Below are 19,484 nucleotides of genomic sequence, written 5' to 3'. Positions count from 1 at the left end.
GCAAGCGACAGCCCGAAGGCCCGCCGCCCGCACCCGCGGTGCAGCGCATCCGACTGCGCTACACCAAGCGCGGCCGCCTCCGGTTCACCAGCCACCGTGACTTCCAGCGCGCCTTCGAGCGGGCGCTGCGCCGCGCCGAGGTGCCCATGGCGTACTCGGCCGGCTTCACCCCGCACCCGAAGGTGTCGTACGCCAATGCCGCACCCACCGGCACGGGCAGCGAGGCCGAGTATCTGGAGATCGCCCTCACCGAGCACCGCGACCCGCGCACCCTGTGGGCGCTGCTCGACGAGTCACTGCCCGAAGGACTCGACATCACCGACGCCGTCGAGGCCCGCACCTCGGGCCTCGCCGACCGGCTCACCGCCTCCGTGTGGGAGCTGCGTCTGGACGGCGTGGAGCCCGAAGCGGCCGAGCGCGCCGCCGCCGCCTTCCGCGCCGCCGAGACCGTCGAGGTCCAGCGCCGCACGAAGAACGGCATGCGGACCTTCGACGCCCGCGCGGCCGTCGTCAGTCTCGACGGTCTCGGTCCGGAGGCGCTCGCCTCCCGCGCCGATAGGCCGAGCGACAAGCCCTGTGCGATACTGCGGCTGGTTGTACGGCACGTGACACCTGCCGTCCGACCCGACGACGTCCTGTCCGGTCTCCGAGCTGTGGCCGACCTGGCGCCGCCGGTCCCCGCAGCGGTGACCAGGCTGGCGCAGGGGCTTTTCGATGAAGAGACCGGCACGGTGACCGACCCGCTCGCGCCCGACCGCGAGGCAGACATGGCCGCCCCGGCCGATCGTCCCGATCGTTCAGGGGACGCCGCACCTGCCGCCGCGACGGCGCCGGAGTAGGGACGGTCCCGCGCAGGGGCGTTCGCCGAGAACACCGCAGCGCCGCCCTCGTATCCGGGAGCCACCTGGGTCGGGCGGCGCACTGACCAGAAGACTTTCGCCAGGCCGTCCGCACCAAGGGGCGTACGGAACCGGCGAGACAAGACACAGAGAGCTCCCGTGCGGCGCCCACGCCCCCGGATGGCGGCCCCGCGCAGCAAGCGAGAGCCGCGGACATGTCCGGTACAGGCGCGGCGCCCGGGAGCGTGACGGGAGAACCGCCCGCATGCTTGAGCCGAACGACCCCACCGAGGGTTCGAACAACAACAGCACACCCAGCGACACCCTGCCCCCGCGCCGTCGGCGCCGGGCCGCGTCGCGTCCCGCGGGACCGCCCGCGGGCACCACCACGGACGCCGGGCCGGCCATACCGGCCACCCCCGCCACCGCCGTGGACACCGCTCCCGCCGCCGCGACCGACGTCGACGACGAGGCCGAGGCCCTGGCGGAGACGGACGAGAACGCCGAGGCCGGCGTCGTCGAGGCCCCTGAGGCCGTCGAGGCCGCCCCCGCTCGCACGCGCCGTCGCGCCACCCGCCGCGCCTCCGCGCCCGCCGGTGCCCCGCAGTCCGCCGCGCCGGCCGCCGCCGACGCCGCGCCCGCCGCCGAGGAGCCCGCCGTGGCAGAGCCCGCCGCCGAAGAGGCCGCCCCCGCCCGTACGCGTCGCCGTGCCACCCGCCGCGCCTCCGCGCCCGCCGGTGCCCCGCAGGCGGCCGAGGCGGAGCAGCCGTCGGCCGCCGTCGCCGAGAGCCCGGCCGCGCCCGCCGCCGAGGCCCCGGAAGCCGCTGAGGCCGACGCCGCGCCGCGTCGTACGCGTCGTCGGGCCACGCGCACCGTGTCCGCGCCCGCCGCCGAGGCGCAGGCCGCCCCGGCCACGGAGCCCGCCACGACCACGGAGGCCACCACGGAGGCCCCCGCGCCCACCGAGGCCGCCGCGTCCGCCGAGGCCCCGGAAGCCGCCGAGGCCGACGCAGCCCCGCGCCGTACCCGCCGTCGTGCCACGCGCACCGCGTCGGCGCCCGCCGCCGAGGCACAGGCCGCCGAGGCACAGGCCGCCCCGGCCACGGAGCCCGTTGAGGCCACCGCGCCGAAGGCCGCCGAGGCCGCCGAGAGCGCCGCCACCGCCGCCACCGCCGAGGCCCCGGCCGAGGACGCCGCCCCGCGCCGCGCCCGCCGCCGTGCCACCCGCGCCGCCGCCCCCGCGGCCGACGCGCGGCCCGCCGAGGCCCCGGCCGCCGACGACACCCCGGCCGAGGCGCCGGAGCAGGCCGAGGCCGCCCCGCGTGGCCGCGCCGCCCGTGAGGCCGACGCCGCCGAGCAGGCCGACACGGACGCCCCGCGCGGCCGCACCCGCCGCCGCGCCACCCGCAAGGCCGCCGCCGGATTCACCGCGCCCGCAGCGGCGGGCACGCGCTCCGACGACGACAACGACCGCCGTCCGGCGCGGCCCGCCGTGGCCGTGTTCCAGGCGCCCGTCTTCGCCGAGCCGATGTTCCAGACCCCGGAACGCGCCGCTGCCGCTGCCGCCGCCGAGGCCGCCGAGCAGCCCGTCGAGGCCGCGCCCGCGCCCGCCGCCGAGGAGGAGACGGGGCCGCGCCGCCGTCGCCGCCGCCGTGCCGCGGACGAGCAGCCCGCCGCGCCCGTCGCGGCAGAGCCCGAGGAGCCCGAGGGGACCGTCGAGGCCGAGCCCGCCGAGCCCGCCGAGGCAGTGACCGACGTCGACAACGAAGGCGCCGACGAGGCCGCCGACGGCGAGGACGCCGGTGAGCGCCACGGCCGTCGCCGCCGCCGTGGTGGCCGTCGCCGCCGTCGTGGCGAGTCCGCCGACGCCGACGGCGCCGAGCAGTCCGACGCCGACGAGCGGTCCGACGAGTCCGACGCCGACGAGACCGCCGCCGACCAGTCCGACGAAGATGCCGACGACTCCGACGACGCCGAGGCCGCAGGCGGCTCCGGATCGAGCAGCAGCCGTCGCCGCCGTCGCCGTCGCCGCCGCGCCGGTGACTCCGCCGAGGCCGAGCCGGGCGACGGCGACCCGGAGCGCACCGTCGTCAAGGTCCGCGAGCCGCGCAAGAAGGGCGACGACTCGCCCTCGGACGAGGTGCAGTCCATCAAGGGCTCGACCCGTCTCGAGGCCAAGAAGCAGCGCCGCCGCGAGGGCCGCGAGCAGGGCCGCCGCCGGGTGCCGATCATCACCGAGGCCGAGTTCCTGGCCCGCCGCGAGGCGGTCAACCGGGAGATGATCGTCCGGCAGAACGGCGACCGCACCCAGATCGGCGTCCTCGAGGACAACATCCTCGTCGAGCACTACGTCAACAAGGAGCAGTCGACCTCCTACGTCGGCAACGTCTACCTGGGCAAGGTGCAGAACGTCCTGCCGTCGATGGAGGCCGCCTTCATCGACATCGGCAAGGGCCGCAACGCCGTCCTGTACGCCGGTGAGGTCAACTTCGAGGCGCTCGGCATGGCCAACGGGCCGCGCCGCATCGAGTCCGCCCTGAAGTCGGGTCAGTCCGTCCTCGTGCAGGTCACCAAGGACCCGATCGGCCACAAGGGCGCCCGCCTGACCAGCCAGGTCTCGCTGCCCGGCCGTTACCTGGTCTACGTGCCCGAAGGCTCGATGACCGGCATCAGCCGCAAGCTGCCCGACACCGAGCGGGCGCGCCTGAAGACCATCCTCAAGAAGATCGTCCCCGAGGACGCGGGCGTCATCGTGCGCACCGCCGCCGAGGGCGCGAGCGAGGACGAGCTGCGCCGTGACGTCGAGCGGCTCCAGGCGCAGTGGGAGGACATCCTCAAGAAGTCGAAGATGACCACCACCAGCTCGCCGAGCCTGCTCTACGGCGAGCCGGACATGACCGTCCGCGTGGTCCGCGACATCTTCAACGAGGACTTCTCGAAGGTCACCATCAGCGGCGACGAGGCCTGGGAGACCATCCACGGCTACGTCTCGCACGTCGCGCCCGACCTCGCCGACCGCCTCTCGCGGTGGACGTCCGAGGTGGACGTCTTCGCGACGTACCGGATCGACGAGCAGCTCGCCAAGGCCCTCGACCGCAAGGTGTGGCTGCCGAGCGGCGGTTCGCTGGTGATCGACAAGACCGAGGCCATGGTCGTGATCGACGTCAACACCGGCAAGTTCACCGGTCAGGGCGGCAACCTCGAAGAGACCGTGACCAGGAACAACCTGGAGGCGGCCGAGGAGATCGTGCGCCAGCTGCGGCTGCGCGACCTCGGCGGCATCGTCGTCATCGACTTCATCGACATGGTCCTCGAGTCCAACCGGGACCTGGTCCTGCGGCGGATGCTGGAGTGCCTGGGCCGGGACCGGACCAAGCACCAGGTCGCCGAGGTCACCTCACTGGGTCTGGTGCAGATGACCCGCAAGCGGGTCGGCCAGGGCCTCCTGGAGTCGTTCTCCGAGACCTGTGTGCACTGCAACGGCCGCGGCCTCATCGTGCACATGGACCAGGCGACCACCGCTGGTGGCGGCGGCAAGCGCAAGAAGCGCGGCCGCGGCGGCGCCGACCAGGGCGCGGGACACGACCACACGCACGAGGGCGTCGAGTCCGGTGCCGAGGCCGTCGAGACGGCGGCCGAGGTCGCCGCCGAGGTCGCCGAGCCGGTGGCGCTGCCCGAGCCCGCGTTCGTCCCCGACGAGGAGCTGTACAGCAGCCCGGCCGAGGCCGAGGCCGCCGCTTCCCGCGGCCGTTCGCGGCGCCGGGCCACGCGGCGGGCGTCCGCTCCCGCGGGCGCGCCGAAGTCGGAGACGGCCGAGGTCGAGGCGCCCGAGAGCGCCGAGCAGCCCGAGAAGTCCGGGCGTGCGGCCAAGGCCGACAAGGCCGGGCGTGCCGAGAAGAAGGCCAAGTCCCGTGCGGGCAGGGCCAAGGCGGAGCCCGTCGAGGAGGCCGCTGAGGTCGCCGAGGTCGCGGAGGCCCCGGCCGCCGAGGTCGCTGAGGTCGTCGAGGCCCCCGCGGCCCCCGCCGTCGAGGCTCCCGTCGAGGACGACGCGGCTCCCAAGGGGCGTACGCGGCGTCGGGCGACCCGCAAGGCGACGGCTCCGGCCGGTTCGCCGAAGGCCGCGGCCGACAGCGGTGAGGTGATCATCGCGGAGGCGGCCAAGCCGGAGCCCGTCGTCGAGGCCCCGGTCGCCGAGCCGGTCGCGCAGGCCGAGCCGGTCGCGGAGGTGGCCCCCGAGGCCCCGGCGCGCCCGCGCCGCCGTGCCGTGCGCAAGGCCACCGCGCCGACCGCGTCCGAGGAGACGGCCGTCATGGTCGTGCCCGCGGCGGACAAGCCGTCCGAGGCGGTCGCCGAGCAGGCGCCGGAGGCTCCCGCAGCCGACGCCGAGGAAGCCGCTCCGGCCGCCAAGAAGGCGGCGCGCAAGACGGCCAAGAAGGCCACCGCCAAGAAGGCCGCGACGAAGAAGACCGCGGCCAAGAAGACGGCGGCGAAGAAGACGGCCGCCAAGAAGACGACGGCCAAGAAGGCGGCGAAGACCACCAAGAAGGCCGCGGCCGCCGAGCAGTCGGGCGCCACGGTCACCGCGCCGGCCGACGCCGGCTGAGGCCGGTCCGACGCGTCCGGCCGTGACACGGCCGGACGCACCGGCTGACGTCGTGGGGCGTCACCGCAGCAACGGTGCCCCCGGCACGGCGAGTTCGCCGTACCGGGGGCACCGGCGCGTCCGCGCGCACGGTGCCGGGTCGGCGCCGTCAATGCGGCGTTTTCACCCCCCACTTGGATCGTCGAGGCTTTGCCTGTAAGACTCATGCGGTTTGTTGTCGTGAAGAGTTGACGAAGAGTCGGCCGGCAGAGCCGACCGTGAGGACGGGACACCGGCGTGCCGTGGGGAGACCGCGCGCCGGGTCAGGGGAGGGATGCACCATGGCGCAGCTGCGCCGAAGAGGCACGGGCCGCCACCGCGCCGTGAAACAGGTCAAGGGCGGACGGCAGGCGGCGGCGCTCGCCACCGTGCTCTCGGCGGCGAGCCTGCAGGCCACGGGCATCGCCGGGGCCGCGCCCGCCGAAGGACCCACCGGCACGACACCCACCTGGACCGAGGGCCCGGTCTTCAACGACCCGCTCGGCACGGACGAGGCACAGCACGCGATCCGCACCCGCCTGATCCAGCTCACCGACGCGGCCGTGCCCGGCTCGACCATCAAGGTCGCCGTCTACCACGTGTGGGAGGCCCCGGTCGTCGACGCGCTCCTGAACGCCCGCGCGCGCGGCGTCAACGTACAGATCCTGCTCGACTCCACGAGCCGCACGGACCGCCCGGACAACCCCTCGTACGCCAAGCTCGCGAGCTCCCTCGGCACGAACAGCGCCAAGTCGTCGTTCGTCGCGCTGTGCCCCACGGACAAGTCCTGCCTGGGCGACCCGCGCCACGGCAAGTCGATCATGCACAACAAGTTCTGGCTGTTCTCCGAGGTCAAGGGCGCCCGGGACGTCGTCGTACAGACCACGTCGAACTCCACGCCGTCGGCGCACACCAAGTTCTTCAACGACGCGCTGCTGCTCCCCGACAACCCGACGATGTACGACGCGTTCGCCGACTACTTCGACGACATGGTCGCCAAGGACTGGCGGCACTGGGACTACCGCACGGTCAGCAACGGCCTGTACAAGGCGTACTTCTTCCCGCGCGAGGGCACGGTCAACGAGACCGACACCATGTACTCGGTCCTCAACAACGTCGCGTGCAGCTACAAGGACGCCAACGGCGTGAAGCGGCAGACCAAGGTCCGCGCCTCCATCTTCAAGATCACGCGCAAGCAGATCGCCGAGAAGCTGGTCTCCCTGAAGAAGGCGGGCTGCGCGGTGGACCTGGTGTACGCCGAGACGGACTCCGCCAAGAGCCAGGGCGGCACCCCCGGCACCTGGGAGGCCCTGCACAAGCCCGGCGGCCCCTCGCTGCGCTGCTACAACGACGACCGGGACCCGCTCGTGCCCGGCCAGAAGCTGACCACGCCGTACATCATCCACAGCAAGTACGTCCTCATCGACGGCGTGTACGACGGCAAGCGGAACAAGGTCTCCTTCACCGGCTCGCAGAACTACACGGCGCCCGCGCTGCGCGAGAACGACGAGGTCATCGTGAAGGTCGACGACGACTCCGTGCACGACACCTACCGCAGGCACTTCGACCGGGTGAAGAAGGTGGCCTGGCCGGGGACCAGCGACAAGACCGATCTGTGCCGGGGCGTGAAGCCGCTGCCGCCGGACGGCGAGAAGCCCACCCGGTAGGGCGGCGCGGACCCGGTTTGACCCGTCCGGGCGAGCCCCGTAACCTTGACCGTCGGCGTGTTCCTATGCACGCCCAACCCCTGTAAACCTCATTCCTCCCGGAAATCGCACGGAATTCCGCGTGACATCGGGGAGAGGCCGTTCGCGCCATCGGCGCGGGGCGGCTGGACTGCGGGGGTCCCGTTCCGAGCGAGAGAGAGATCCGCGTGTACGCCATCGTGCGCAGCGGTGGTCGCCAGCACAAGGTTGCTGTCGACGACATCGTTGAGGTTGACAAGATTTCCACCGCCAAGGTTGGCGACACGGTCGAGCTCTCGACCCTGCTCGTTGTCGACGGCGACGCCGTGACCAGCGACCCGTGGGTCCTGGCCGGCATCAAGGTCACCGCCGAGGTCGTGGACCACCACAAGGGTGCCAAGATCGACATCCTTCGGTACAAGAACAAGACCGGCTACCGCCGTCGGCAGGGTCACCGCCAGCAGTACACGGCGATCAAGATCACCGGCATCCCCACGGCTGCGAAGTAAGGGACTGAGACAAGATGGCACACAAGAAGGGCGCATCGTCCACTCGGAACGGGCGCGATTCCAATGCTCAGCGGCTCGGTGTGAAGCGCTTCGGCGGTCAGACCGTCAACGCCGGTGAGATCCTGGTCCGCCAGCGCGGCACCCACTTCCACCCGGGCACGGGCGTCGGCCGCGGCAAGGACGACACCCTGTTCGCGCTGGACGCCGGTGCGGTGGAGTTCGGTACCCACCGCGGCCGCAAGGTCGTGAACATCGTTCCGGTCGCCTGATCCCTTTCCCAGGGCTCAAGGCTCCGTAGAGCGGTTTTCTTCGCGAGGGCGGACCTCACTTCCCGGTTTCCGGGAAGCGGGTCCGCCCTTCGCGTGTTGCAGTTGAGACATTTAGTACCTACGTATGCGGCGCTCGCGCCGTTCGTCACTGGAGGCACCCACCATGACCACCTTCGTGGACCGCGTCGAGCTGCATGTCGCCGCGGGTAGCGGAGGCCACGGCTGTGCCTCCGTCCACCGTGAGAAGTTCAAGCCGCTCGGCGGCCCCGACGGCGGCAACGGCGGCCGCGGCGGCGACGTCATCCTCACGGTCGACCAGTCCGTGACGACGCTGCTCGACTACCACCACAGCCCGCACCGCAAGGCCACCAACGGTAAGCCCGGCGAGGGCGGCAACCGCTCCGGCAAGGACGGCCAGGACCTGGTCCTGCCCGTCCCCGACGGCACCGTCGTCCTCGACAAGCAGGGCAACGTCCTCGCGGACCTCGTCGGCCACGGCACCACGTACGTGGCCGCACAGGGCGGCCGCGGCGGCCTCGGCAACGCGGCGCTCGCCTCCGCCCGCCGCAAGGCGCCCGGCTTCGCGCTGCTCGGTGAGCCCGGCACGGGCGGCGATGTCGTCCTGGAGCTCAAGACGGTCGCGGACGTCGCGCTCGTCGGCTACCCGAGCGCGGGCAAGTCCTCGCTGATCTCGGTGCTCAGCGCCGCCAAGCCGAAGATCGCGGACTACCCGTTCACGACGCTCGTGCCCAACCTCGGCGTCGTCACCGCGGGCTCCACCGTCTACACCATCGCCGACGTGCCCGGCCTCATCCCCGGCGCCAGCCAGGGCCGCGGCCTCGGCCTCGAGTTCCTGCGCCACGTCGAGCGGTGCAGCGTCCTCGTGCACGTCCTGGACACCGCCACCCTGGAGTCCGACCGCGACCCCGTCTCCGACCTCGACGTCATCGAGGCGGAGCTGCGGGAGTACGGCGCGGGCCTGGAGAACCGGCCGCGCCTGGTCGTCCTCAACAAGGTCGACATCCCCGACGGGCAGGACCTGGCCGACCTGGTGCGGCCCGACCTGGAGGAGCGCGGCTACCGCGTCTTCGAGGTGTCCGCGGTCGCCCACAAGGGCCTCAAGGAGCTGTCCTTCGCGCTCGCCGAGTTCGTCGCCGAGGCGCGGGCCGCCAAGCCCAAGGAAGAGGCCACGCGCATCGTCATCCGGCCCAAGGCCGTGGACGACGCCGGCTTCACCGTCACCCGCGAGGAGGACGAGGGCGAGGCCGTGTACCGCGTGCGCGGCGAGAAGCCGGAGCGCTGGGTGCGCCAGACCGACTTCAACAACGACGAGGCCGTCGGCTACCTCGCGGACCGGCTCAACCGCCTCGGCGTCGAGGACGAGCTGATGAAGGCCGGGGCCCGCGCGGGCGACGGCGTGGCCATCGGCCCCGAGGACAACGCGGTCGTCTTCGACTGGGAGCCCTCGATGTCCGCGGGCGCGGAGATGCTCGGACGGCGCGGCGAGGACCACCGCTTCGAGGCGCCCCGCCCGGCCGCACAGCGCCGCAGGGACCGCGACGCGGAGCGGGACGAGGCGGAGCAGGCGTACGACGACTTCAAGCCCTTCTAGGCCGGAGGCCTTGGGCGGGGCGGCAGCCGTCGCCCCTGCGGGGCTTGCGCCCACCCGCCCGCCCGTGGCTGTCGGACCCGCCTCGCCGTGGGAGCGTGGCTCTTGGCTGACAGCGGTCGGAGGCCTTGGGTGGGGCGGCAGCCGTCGCCCCTGCGGGGCTTGCGCCCACCCGCCCGGCGGTGGCTGTCGGACCCGCCTCGCCGTGGGAGCGTGGCCTTGGCCGACAGCGGTCGGAGGCCTTGGGTGGGGCGGCAGCCGTAAGCCTCTGCGGGGCTTGCGCCCGCCCGTGGCTGTCGGACCCGCCTCGCCGTGGAAGCGTGGCCCTCGGCCGACAGCGAAGGCCCCGGAGCGATGATTCGCTCCGGGGCCTTCGCCGTGTCTCCAGGCGTGAGGCGACGGGCTACGCGCCCCCGGGACTGCCCTCGGCGGCAAGCCGGGTTCGACAGTCACGGGTGGGCGGGTGGGAGAAGCCCCGCAGGGGCTTACGGCTGCCGCCCGGGCCGCGCTACGCCGACTCCAGCTCCTCCGCCGGGTCCGCGTCCATCGCGGCCTCCGCCGCGTCCACCGTGTCCGTGGACTCGTCGCGCTGGGCCGGGATCTCCGCCTCCTGGCGGGCGGCGGCGCGGGCGCGGCGGGCGTCGGACTTGGCGGACAGGGCCAGGGCCGCGGCGTTGAAGCGGACGATGGAGGGCGGGTCGGACGGGCCGAGGAGGTGCTCCTTCAGCTCGGCGCGGGCCTCCGCGTACGCGTCCTTCTCGGGGGTGCGCACGGCCTCCAGGAGGGCGGGCACGCCGTCCGCCTCGGGCGCGAGGACCGTCGCGGCCCGCACCGTCGGGAAGCCGGTGCGGAAGTCCGTCTCGCTCAGCCCGGAGGTGTTGGCCACGGCGTACGGCTTCTCGCTGCTCAGCCAGTCCGAGACGACCGAGGAGACGTCGCTGATCAGCAGGTCGGCCTGGTTGAAGCAGGAGAAGATCGCCGGGCGGGACTCGGTGACGATCTGGTGCTCCCACTCGGGCAGCGAGGCCCAGTACGCTGACTCCCACGCGGCGGTCGCCTCGGCGATCGCGGCCCGGCTGTCGCCGTCGGGCGCGCCCTGGAGCATCATGCGCTCCTGCTCGTCCACGCTCTTGCGGAACTTCTTGGCGGTGAGCAGGCTCAACGCGTCCGTACGGGCGGCGAGCTCGGCCGCGGCCTCGGGGCCGGGACGGGCGCCGGAGCGCTTCGCGGCGGCCTCGCGGATCATGGCCTTGATGCGCTCGTTGGCGGCACCCGCGGCCGGGTTCTGCGAGCCGGTCATCGGGTGCGGCTTGTAGATGAGGCGCACGGCCGGGTCGGCGAGCAGGTGCCGGACGATGTTCTCGCCGGCGAGGACGACCGAGGTGTTGCCGGGGTTGCCGTCCCAGCCCTCCCAGGTCGGGGCGTACAGGACGGTCGTGTACGCGCCCGTGGGCGGGCCCGCGTACGGCCGGATCGGCGAGAGCTGGGGGCGGCCGACCTCGACCACGTCCTTGTCGTCGACGCCGATGTCGGCGAGCTGGTAGCGGTCGCGTGCCGCGGGACCCGCGACCCACACCTCGTCGTACGCCTTCGCGTACGGGTTGCAGGACGACAGCTTGTCGCTCTCGCCGTGGTTGATGAAGGCGTGCTTGAGCGAGGGGATGCGCAGGACCTGGGACGTCTTCGCGGCGTTCGCCGGGTGCAGCATCATCTTCAGCGTCGACGTCTCCAGGGAGAACATCGTGGCGACCTTCGGGAAGCAGATGATCGGCACGTCCGTGGAGTCGATCTTCTGCACCATGAAGCGCTCGCGCAGCACGATCAGCGGGTTGCCGTCGAGCTGGGAGAGCGTGGAGAGCCACATGTTCGCCTGGTACGCGGACGTGGTGCCGCCGGAGAAGTACATGGCGACCGTCGGCTTGTAGTCCGCCAGCCACTGGTCGAGCCACTCCATGACGGCCTGGTCGCTCTTCGCCCGCTTCTTCGGCAGCATCCAGGTCGCCAGGTACGCGGCGCCGCCGCCCATCAGGACGACGGAGACACCGAGTCCGATGACGCCCCAGTACGCGTCGGTGGTGGCCGCGGTGAGCAGCAGGCCGACCGTCGCGGGCACCGAGAACGTGAGCAGGCGGCGGGCCTGCTGGCGGGCCAGGATGCGCGGCGGCGCGGCGCTCAGGTGCAGCGCGGAGGCGTCGATGTTGCGCGTGACGATCGGCAGCGTACGGGCGCGGCGGACCATGACGGCGACGGCCTGGCAGAAGAAGTGCAGGGCGTAGAACGCGAGCAGCGTGACGGTCAGCGGCGACTGCTCGGCCAGCGGCTCGATGCCGTCGATGCGCAGCAGGCCGACGAGGACCAGCATGTCGCGCAGGAGCTGCCGGACGGTGACATCGAAGCGGATCTTGCTCAGGAGGGAGAGCAGACCCGGCTGCTTGTACTGCAGATAGATGTCGAGCGCGAGGTTCGCCGCCGCCGCGGCGACGAACACCGGGACGTACGGGACGAGCGCGGAAACGAGCTGTGCCGTGAAGAGCGCGACCATCGACAGCAGGGCGGTGAGCTGTACGACGCGGCGGCGGGGGGCGAGTCCGGCGGAGGGCACGGGCGTGGGCTCCTGGCGGGGGGCGTTACGGACGGGGGGGCGGTGCGGGGCTGTGCGGGGTCCGGCGAGTGCGGACAACACCCATCCGGATAAGTGGTCGACACTCATCCGGATTAGTGGAAGACCCCTGACCGTATGACGCTGGGTGCCTCGGTAGCAATCTTCCGTGACGCTAATCACCGGATAAAGGGGCAAAGGTAACGGAACCCAGAGGCCGAAATTCGGCCTCTTGACGACTTAGGGCCCCTGTACTTCCGGACGCCGGTCCGTTCGGCGAAACGCACGGGCGCCCGGGCCGCGTCCTCACGTACATTGCTGGTCCACAGCACATGGGGACCATTGGGGAAGTACGTGACAAGGGCCGTGACAGGGGCAAAGGGACGGGCGGACGTCGCGGGGGCCCACCGGGTCGTCGTGAAGGTGGGGTCGTCGTCCCTGACCACCGCGTCGGGCGGGCTCGACGCGGACCGCGTGGACGCGCTCGTGGACGTCCTGGCGAAGAGCCGCAGCGGAGGGGAGCGCGAGGTCGTGCTCGTCTCCTCCGGCGCCATCGCCGCCGGGCTCGCCCCCCTCGGCCTGCGCCGCCGCCCCAAGGACCTGGCCCGCCAGCAGGCCGCCGCCAGCGTCGGCCAGGGCCTCCTCGTCGCCCGCTACACCGCCTCCTTCGCGCGCTACGGCGTCCGCGTCGGCCAGGTCCTGCTCACCACCGACGACACCAGCCGCCGCGCCCACCACCGCAACGCCTCGCGCACCCTCGACAAGCTCCTCGCCATGGGCGCCCTGCCCGTCGTCAACGAGAACGACACGGTCGCCACCGACGAGATCCGCTTCGGCGACAACGACCGCCTCGCCGCCCTCGTCGCCCACCTGGTCCGCGCCGACCTCCTGGTGCTCCTGTCGGACGTCGACGGCCTGTACGACGGCGACCCCGCGGCCGCGGGCACCGCGCGCATCGCCGAGGTCGCGGGCCCCGCCGACATCGAGCACGTGAAGATCGGCAGCGCGGGCAAGGCGGGCGTGGGCACCGGCGGCATGGTCACCAAGGTCGAGGCCGCCAGGATCGCCGCCGCGGCCGGCATCCCCGTCGTCCTCACCTCCGCCAGCCAGGCCGCCGACGCCCTCGCGGGCCGCGACACCGGCACCTACTTCCACCCCACCGGACGCCGCTCCGCGGACCGCCTCCTGTGGCTCCAGCACGCCTCCGCGCCCCGTGGCTCCCTCACCCTCGACGACGGGGCGGTCCGGGCGGTCGTCGAGGGCCGCAAGTCGCTCCTGCCCGCGGGGATCGCCGCGGTCGAGGGCGAGTTCATCGCGGGCGACCCGGTCGAGCTGCGCGACACCACGGGGCGCGCCGTCGCCCGCGGCCTGGTGAACTTCGACGCCAAGGAACTGCCGCGCCTCTTCGGCCGCTCCACCCGCGAGCTGGCCCGCGAACTCGGCCCCGCCTACGAGCGCGAAGTGGTGCACCGCGACGACCTGGTGGTCCTGCACCCCTGAAGCATTCCGAGGCCGTGCACCACCACCTCGCGGGGCCGTGCACCATCCACCCCGCCCGACGGTGCACCCCTAGTCCCGCCCGCCTCGGCGACACCAGCGCAAATCAGGCCGAAAACAGGCGCGAACGCCGGGTCACGGCTGGCTCGCCCGAGGTGAAACTCCGCAAAACCGCCCCGCGGGACCGCTTGTCCTGCTCAACTTTGTTGCAAGGCAGTTCCGCACGACCGTTGCATATCCGCACCACCACTGGTTGAAGGAGGCCGTCGTGAGACGAGTGCGCCCAGGGGCGGCGTCCCGCGGGTCGGCTGAGCGCGCGCTGACGAGCGTCGCCGCGGGGGCGGCGTACGGCGGCGACGCGGCCGAGGGCCACGACCGGGAGGCACGCGAGCGCCAGGCGCGGGACGGCGACGGCGGCGAGCCGGCCGACGCACCCCGCCTCTGGCACGTCACGCTGAGCGTCTCCGGCGCCAAGGCCCCCCTCCAGGAGGTCCGCCGCGGCCTGGAGCAGCTCGCCCACGACCATCCCTTCCTGCTCACCAGCCGCTACGCCCAGGACCACGCGGAGATCCGCTACTGGGAAGAGGCCCGTGACCTGCACGACGCCGCCGCGGTCGCGCTGCGCCTGTGGGGCGAGCACCGGCAGAGCGCGCAGCTGCCGCCCTGGGAGATCGTCGGGCTCGAAGTCATCGACCGCGACACGTATCACCACCGGATCGCGGAGGGGTACGGGCCCCTGCCCGCGACCCCGGTAGGCGTCCACCCGTTCTGACTGCCTCGGGGAAGGCGCCCCTGCAAGGGGCGCGGGGCTGTGCCTGGCATGCGGCTCCGCCGCGTGGGCGCGCCCAGCCACGACGCACCCGCAGCCGTAAGGACACGGGGCATTACGCAGCTGCGGTCGAAACCAGTCACATCTCGCGGAGCGGAACACCCGCTGGACGCCCGCCGGCGCGAGGCTACGCTGCCCTCATGACCGCGCTCTCGCCCTACGACAACATGTCCCCGGTCGCCCAGGCCGCCTACCGGTCCCGCGCCGCCGCGGCCACCCTCGCGCCGCTGCCGCGCGCCGAGAAGGACGACGCGCTGCTCGCCATCGCCGACGCCCTCGAAGTGCGCACCGCGGAGATCGTGGCGGCCAACGCCAAGGACATCGCGAAGGCCCGCGAGGCCGGCACCAGCGAGGCGATCGTCGACCGCCTCACCCTCACCCCCGAACGCGTCCGCGCCATCGCCGCCGACGTCCGCCACGTCGTCGCCCTGCCCGACCCCGTCGGCGAGGTCGTCCGCGGCTCCACGCTGCCCAACGGCATCGACCTGCGCCAGGTCCGCGTCCCCCTCGGCGTCGTCGGCATCATCTACGAGGCCCGCCCGAACGTCACCGTCGACGCCGCCGCGCTCTGCCTGAAGTCCGGCAACGCGGTGCTCCTGCGCGGCTCCTCCTCCGCGTACGAGTCCAACACCGCCCTCGTCCGGGTCCTGCGCGACGCCGTGCACGGCGCCGGACTGCCCGCCGACGCCGTCCAGCTCGTCCCCGGCGAGAGCCGCGAGTCCGTCCGCGAACTGATGCGCGCCCGCGGCCTCGTCGACGTCCTCATCCCGCGCGGCGGCGCCTCCCTGATCAGGACCGTCGTCGAGGAGTCCACGGTCCCCGTCATCGAGACCGGCACCGGCAACTGCCACGTCTACGTCGACGCGCACGCCGACCTCGACATGGCCGTCGACATCCTCGTCAACTCCAAGGCCCAGCGCGTCAGCGTCTGCAACGCCGCCGAGACCCTCCTCGTCCACGCCGACATCGCCGACGCCTTCCTGCCCCGCGCCCTCGACGCCCTCGCCGACGCCGGCGTCACCGTCCACGCCGACGAACGCGTCCAGACGTACGCCCCCGGCTCCAAAGCCACCGTCGTCCCCGCGACCACCGAGGACTGGGAGACCGAGTACCTCTCGTACGACATCGCCGCCGCCGTCGTCGACTCCCTCGAACAGGCCGTCGAGCACATCCGGCTGTGGACCTCCGGGCACACCGAGGCCATCGTCACCACCTCGCAAGCGGCCGCGCGCCGCTTCACCCAGCTCGTGGACTCCACCACGGTCGCCGTGAACGCCTCCACCCGCTTCACCGACGGCGGCCAGTTCGGCTTCGGCGCCGAGATCGGCATCTCCACCCAGAAGCTGCACGCCCGCGGCCCCATGGGGCTCCCCGAGCTCACCTCCACCAAGTACATCGTGACCGGCGACGGCCACGTCCGGTGACCGTCGCACACGGCGCGCGTCACGTCGCGTGACCGCCGCGGGGTAGTGGGGCGTTGAGGGTCACAACCCCCGAATCGCCTCTGCGTCTGCCCAAATTGCCCCGTCCAGGTCTACGCTGGACGGGTGCCGGAGGACGTGGGGGGTTCGCCGTTTCCCGACGGCTGGGAACCCGACGACGACCGCGACCACGGGGGTGCGGACGAAGAGTTCGCCTCCGTGGTCTTCGACGAGGATTTCGTGCGCGCCGCCGAGATCCATGAGCCCACCGCGGTGGAGCGGCTGCTCGCCGCCGCCCAGGCACGCGCCGAGGCGTCCGAGGCCGAGGCCCGCAGGGGCCGCGCCCGCCGCCGCGGCCCCCACGGCTCGGGACCCGACGACGACGGCGACGACTACCCCTACGAGGGCTACCGAAGCGACGAGTTCGGCCGCGACGGCGACCCCGACGACCCCGACGACCCCGACAACTACGACGGCCTCGGCGACCCGGAGTTCCTCGAGGACCGCCGCGGGCGCTACGGCCGCCGTGGCCCCAAGGTCCGCTGGCACCGCCCGGTGGCCTGGATGCTCGCCCTCCTGCTCGGCATAGGCATGGTGGCCTTCGCCTTCGCCGCGGTGTACCGGGGCGCGTCGTCCGGCCGCCAGGACCGCATACCCCCGCCCGCCACCACGGAGGTCGAACAGAACGCGGGCCCCGGCGACGCCGCCAGCCCCTCCGCGTCGGCGGAGTTCGGCCAGTCCCCGGTCCCCGCCGAACCCCGCACGCCCTGAACGCCGGGCGCATCCGCCCAGGCCGGACCCACCACGACCGCCCGCGCACACCGGCGCTCCCAACTGGGCGACATGCGTGAGGAGTTGTCAGAAGTTGTCGTGTACCAGGGCGTTTACCTGAGGGCCCGGAGACCTACCCTGAAGGTATGGGCGGGCCAGGAGAACCACCTGCGGGGACACCCGAGGGCGCTCCCGGTGGTGAGGACGAGTACCGATCCGTCGTCTTCGACGAGTCGTTCGTGCGCGCTGCGCGACTGCAGGAATTCTCCGCGCGGGAACGCATGGGCGACCACGCGCGCGCCGTGCGCCGCAGGCCCACCCCCCACCGCCGCCTCTCCCGGCAGGTCGTCGTCCTCGTCGTCCTCATCGCCGTCGCCTTCGGCACCGCGATCTACATGGGCGTACGCCACCCGTACGGCACCCCGGCCGCCAAACGCCCCGACCCCCTGCGGATGACCGTCATACCGCTCGCCCCCCAGGGCCGCGTGCCCGGCTCCGCGAAGATCCCCGACCTGTTCGCCAAGAGCCCCGCGGCGCAGTTCCGCGTCGGCGCCGGCGGCATCAACCTGCCCGCCGCCCGCCGCACCGACCACTTCTCCGAGGGCCAGGTCGTCTCCGCGCTCGCCACCGCCAAGGACTACCTCGTACAGTCCTCGCTCGACCCCGAGGTGCTCATGGGGCGCGCCGTGCGCCCCGCCCGCATCCTGCTCGACCCCGGCCAGCTCGACCAGTTCGACCGCAGCTTCAGGCACCCCGCAGCCGACGGACGGCACGCCCCCACCGGCTGGCTCGTACGCTTCGACCAGGCCCGGACGGCGCTCGCCGACCCCGGCGTGCGCGTCCAGGGCAGCCTGCGCGCCTCCGAGACCGACAAGGACACCCTCGAGGTCGCCTCGGACCACACCTTCGTCTACGCGCTGCGCCCGGCCCGCGCGGACGCCCGCGCACCGGCCTCCCTGTTCACCGTCCGGCGCGAGTTGCACTTCCGCTTCGACCGCGACGACCTGCGCATGCACCAGGCCGAGCTGCTCGCGTCCTACGTCCAGGCGGGGCCGCTCGCCTGTGCCGCCGACACCACCCGGCAGCTGAGGCCGCTGCTCGCGGGCGAGAAGGCGAAGGCGGGCGGCCCCGCGGGCACCGACCCCTATGCGACGGGGGACGCCACGGCGCTGTGCGGGACCCTCGCGGGGTCCGCCCAGCCTTCGCTGTGAGCACGGCCCGGTGCCGGACGGCCGGTCGGGGCCGCTGTCCGACGGGCGGTCGGGTTTAGTTGTCGGACGGGCGGTCGGGCTAGTTGTCGGACGGGCGGTCCGACGAGCCGTTGGACGCGGAGCCGCCGTCACCGCCGCCGCTGCCCTGGCCGCCCTGACCGCTCTGGCCACTCTGGCCGCCCTGCCCGGTGAACTTCCCGCGCAGCTTGCCGCCCAGGTCGCCCGCGCCGCCCGCGATGTCGTTGACCAGCTTCATCAGCGGGTCCTTGCTGGTGCGGACGTTCTCCGCGTACGACGAAGCGGACTGGCGGAAGGAGTCGCTGACCGACGTGTCCTTGTCGTCCTCGCGGCGCGGGTAGTGGCCGTCCATGATCCGCTGGTAGTCGCGGGTCGCGGCCCACTTCTTCAGCTCGGCGGCGCGCACGGTGGTGAAGGGGTGCGAACGCGGCAGCACGTTCAGGATCTTCAGGACGGAGTCGCGCAGGTCGCCGCCCGCCTCGTACTCCTCGGCCTGCTCCAGGAACGCGTCCACGTTCATCTCGTGCAGGTGGTTACCGCCCGCGATCTTCATCAGGCCGCGCATCGACGCCTGCAGGTCCTGGCCGACCAGCAGGCCCGCACGGTCCGCGGACAGCTCGGACTTGCGGAACCACTCGCGCAGCGCCGTCACGATCGCCATGATCGCGACATTGCCCAGCGGGATCCACGCGACCTTCAGGGCGAGGTTGGTGAGGAACAGCAGGATCGTGCGGTACACGGAGTGGCCGGAGAGGGCGTGGCCCACCTCGTGGCCCACCACCGCGCGCAACTCCTCCTCGTCGAGCAGCTCGACCAGGCCCGTCGTCACGACGATGATCGGCTCGTCCAGGCCGATGCACATGGCGTTCGGCTTGGGGTCCTGCTGGACGTACATCGCGGGGACCTTCTCCAGGTCCAGGATGTAACAGGCGTCCCGCAGCATCGTGTGCAGGTGCGCGAACTGGGCGTCGGACACCCGCACCGAGTCCGAGAGGAACAGCAGGCGCAGGCTGCGCTCGGGCAGCAGCCCGCTGAGGGCCTTGAAGACCGTGTCGAAGCCGCTCAGCTTGCGCAGGGCCACCAGGGCCGAGCGGTCCGCCGGGTGCTCGTACGCCCGCGAGGAGATGCCGGGGAAGCGCCTGCGCTGCCGGCTCGGCACGTTCTCCTGTCCGTCCCCCGCGCCGTTGTGGTTGCCGTCGGTCATGCCGCATCCCCCATGTCTTGTCCTCATTCCTGCCCCCGAGGTGGGGCCCAGCCTAGGCGGAGATACCGTGACAGGGCAGCACACAGAAGGAGTCATCCGCCATGGAGCACATCTCCGCAAGCCGAGCCCTCGACCTGGCCGCCGAGGCGGCCGAGAAGCAGGGCCCGGGCAACCTGCTCCGTGTCGTGCTGATCGTGATGGTGGTGGGCTGCGTCCTGGCGGCGTGGCTGCTGCTGCGGGGCTATCGACAGGGGAACGCGCAGGGGTCCGCGGATGGTTCCCGGGCCGTCGGCGATGATTCCCGGGCCGCCGGGGACGGCTCCCGCGACGGCCGGGGGAGCGACGGCGAGGACCGCGCGCCCGCCGACGCCGACGGCCGCGACGCCTGACGCCACGTACCGC

The 19,484-nt window shown here is 73.0% G+C and carries 14 protein-coding genes; 12 read left to right on the top strand and 2 right to left on the bottom strand.

Annotation, left to right across the window (positions count from 1 at the left end; translation table 11 throughout):
• Positions 1-38 precede the first annotated feature (38 nt).
• The 6 genes from OO63_RS31180 to obgE all read left to right on the top strand — a co-directional run bounded on the left by OO63_RS31180 (position 39) and on the right by obgE (position 9,535).
• On the top strand, positions 39-839 hold the full coding sequence (locus OO63_RS31180; protein WP_030362611.1) for a TIGR03936 family radical SAM-associated protein: 801 nt from the start codon (positions 39-41) through the stop codon (positions 837-839).
• Positions 840-1,104: 265 nt separating this feature from the next.
• Positions 1,105-5,442: an Rne/Rng family ribonuclease gene (locus OO63_RS31175; RefSeq protein ID WP_030362612.1), complete on the top strand. Its 4,338-nt coding sequence runs from the start codon at positions 1,105-1,107 to the stop codon at positions 5,440-5,442.
• Between the two features lie 320 nt (positions 5,443-5,762).
• Complete coding sequence (locus OO63_RS31170; protein ID WP_030362613.1) at positions 5,763-7,127, top strand: phospholipase D-like domain-containing protein; 1,365 nt, start codon at positions 5,763-5,765, stop codon at positions 7,125-7,127.
• Positions 7,128-7,333: 206 nt separating this feature from the next.
• The gene (rplU, locus tag OO63_RS31165) at positions 7,334-7,654 is read left to right on the top strand and encodes a 50S ribosomal protein L21 (RefSeq protein ID WP_030362614.1); all 321 of its coding nucleotides are present in this window, start codon (positions 7,334-7,336) and stop codon (positions 7,652-7,654) included.
• A 14-nt stretch (positions 7,655-7,668) separates the two neighbouring features.
• On the top strand, positions 7,669-7,923 hold the full coding sequence (rpmA, locus tag OO63_RS31160) for a 50S ribosomal protein L27 (protein ID WP_030362615.1): 255 nt from the start codon (positions 7,669-7,671) through the stop codon (positions 7,921-7,923).
• Between the two features lie 163 nt (positions 7,924-8,086).
• Entirely contained in the window at positions 8,087-9,535 is a 1,449-nt protein-coding gene (gene obgE / locus OO63_RS31155; RefSeq protein ID WP_030362616.1) for a GTPase ObgE, read from the top strand.
• 505 nt (positions 9,536-10,040) lie between these two features.
• Here the strand turns inward: obgE and OO63_RS31150 are convergent.
• Entirely contained in the window at positions 10,041-12,134 is a 2,094-nt protein-coding gene (locus tag OO63_RS31150) for a hypothetical protein (protein ID WP_030362617.1), read from the bottom strand.
• Positions 12,135-12,497: 363 nt separating this feature from the next.
• Between OO63_RS31150 and proB the strand changes: the two genes are divergently transcribed.
• The 5 genes from proB (at position 12,498) to OO63_RS31125 (ending at position 17,860) form a co-directional block, all read left to right on the top strand.
• On the top strand, positions 12,498-13,631 hold the full coding sequence (proB, locus tag OO63_RS31145) for a glutamate 5-kinase (RefSeq protein ID WP_030362618.1): 1,134 nt from the start codon (positions 12,498-12,500) through the stop codon (positions 13,629-13,631).
• 265 nt (positions 13,632-13,896) lie between these two features.
• Positions 13,897-14,400 carry a hypothetical protein gene (locus OO63_RS31140; protein ID WP_030362619.1) on the top strand — a complete coding sequence of 168 codons (504 nt, stop codon included), beginning with the start codon at positions 13,897-13,899 and terminating at the stop codon, positions 14,398-14,400.
• Between the two features lie 197 nt (positions 14,401-14,597).
• Positions 14,598-15,881 (top strand): glutamate-5-semialdehyde dehydrogenase, encoded by a 1,284-nt coding sequence (locus OO63_RS31135; protein ID WP_030362620.1) that lies wholly within the window; start codon positions 14,598-14,600, stop codon positions 15,879-15,881.
• A 123-nt stretch (positions 15,882-16,004) separates the two neighbouring features.
• Positions 16,005-16,649, top strand: coding sequence for an SCO2584 family spore wall biosynthesis protein (locus tag OO63_RS31130; protein WP_030362621.1), 645 nt, complete (start codon positions 16,005-16,007; stop codon positions 16,647-16,649).
• 146 nt (positions 16,650-16,795) lie between these two features.
• Positions 16,796-17,860 carry an SCO2583 family membrane protein gene (locus OO63_RS31125; protein ID WP_030362622.1) on the top strand — a complete coding sequence of 355 codons (1,065 nt, stop codon included), beginning with the start codon at positions 16,796-16,798 and terminating at the stop codon, positions 17,858-17,860.
• Between the two features lie 79 nt (positions 17,861-17,939).
• Here OO63_RS31125 and OO63_RS31120 read toward each other — a convergent pair whose 3' ends face one another.
• On the bottom strand, positions 17,940-19,082 hold the full coding sequence (locus tag OO63_RS31120; RefSeq protein ID WP_030362623.1) for a M48 family metallopeptidase: 1,143 nt from the start codon (positions 19,080-19,082) through the stop codon (positions 17,940-17,942).
• A 101-nt stretch (positions 19,083-19,183) separates the two neighbouring features.
• Here OO63_RS31120 and OO63_RS31115 point away from each other — a divergent pair, with 101 nt between their 5' ends.
• The gene (locus OO63_RS31115) at positions 19,184-19,471 is read left to right on the top strand and encodes a hypothetical protein (RefSeq protein ID WP_033264639.1); all 288 of its coding nucleotides are present in this window, start codon (positions 19,184-19,186) and stop codon (positions 19,469-19,471) included.
• Positions 19,472-19,484 lie beyond the last annotated feature (13 nt).

This window comes from Streptomyces alboflavus, assembly GCF_000716675.1.
Taxonomy (GTDB): domain Bacteria; phylum Actinomycetota; class Actinomycetes; order Streptomycetales; family Streptomycetaceae; genus Streptomyces; species Streptomyces alboflavus.
The sequence above is the reverse complement of the archived record's forward strand: the minus strand, read 5'-3'. Positions and strand labels throughout refer to the sequence as shown.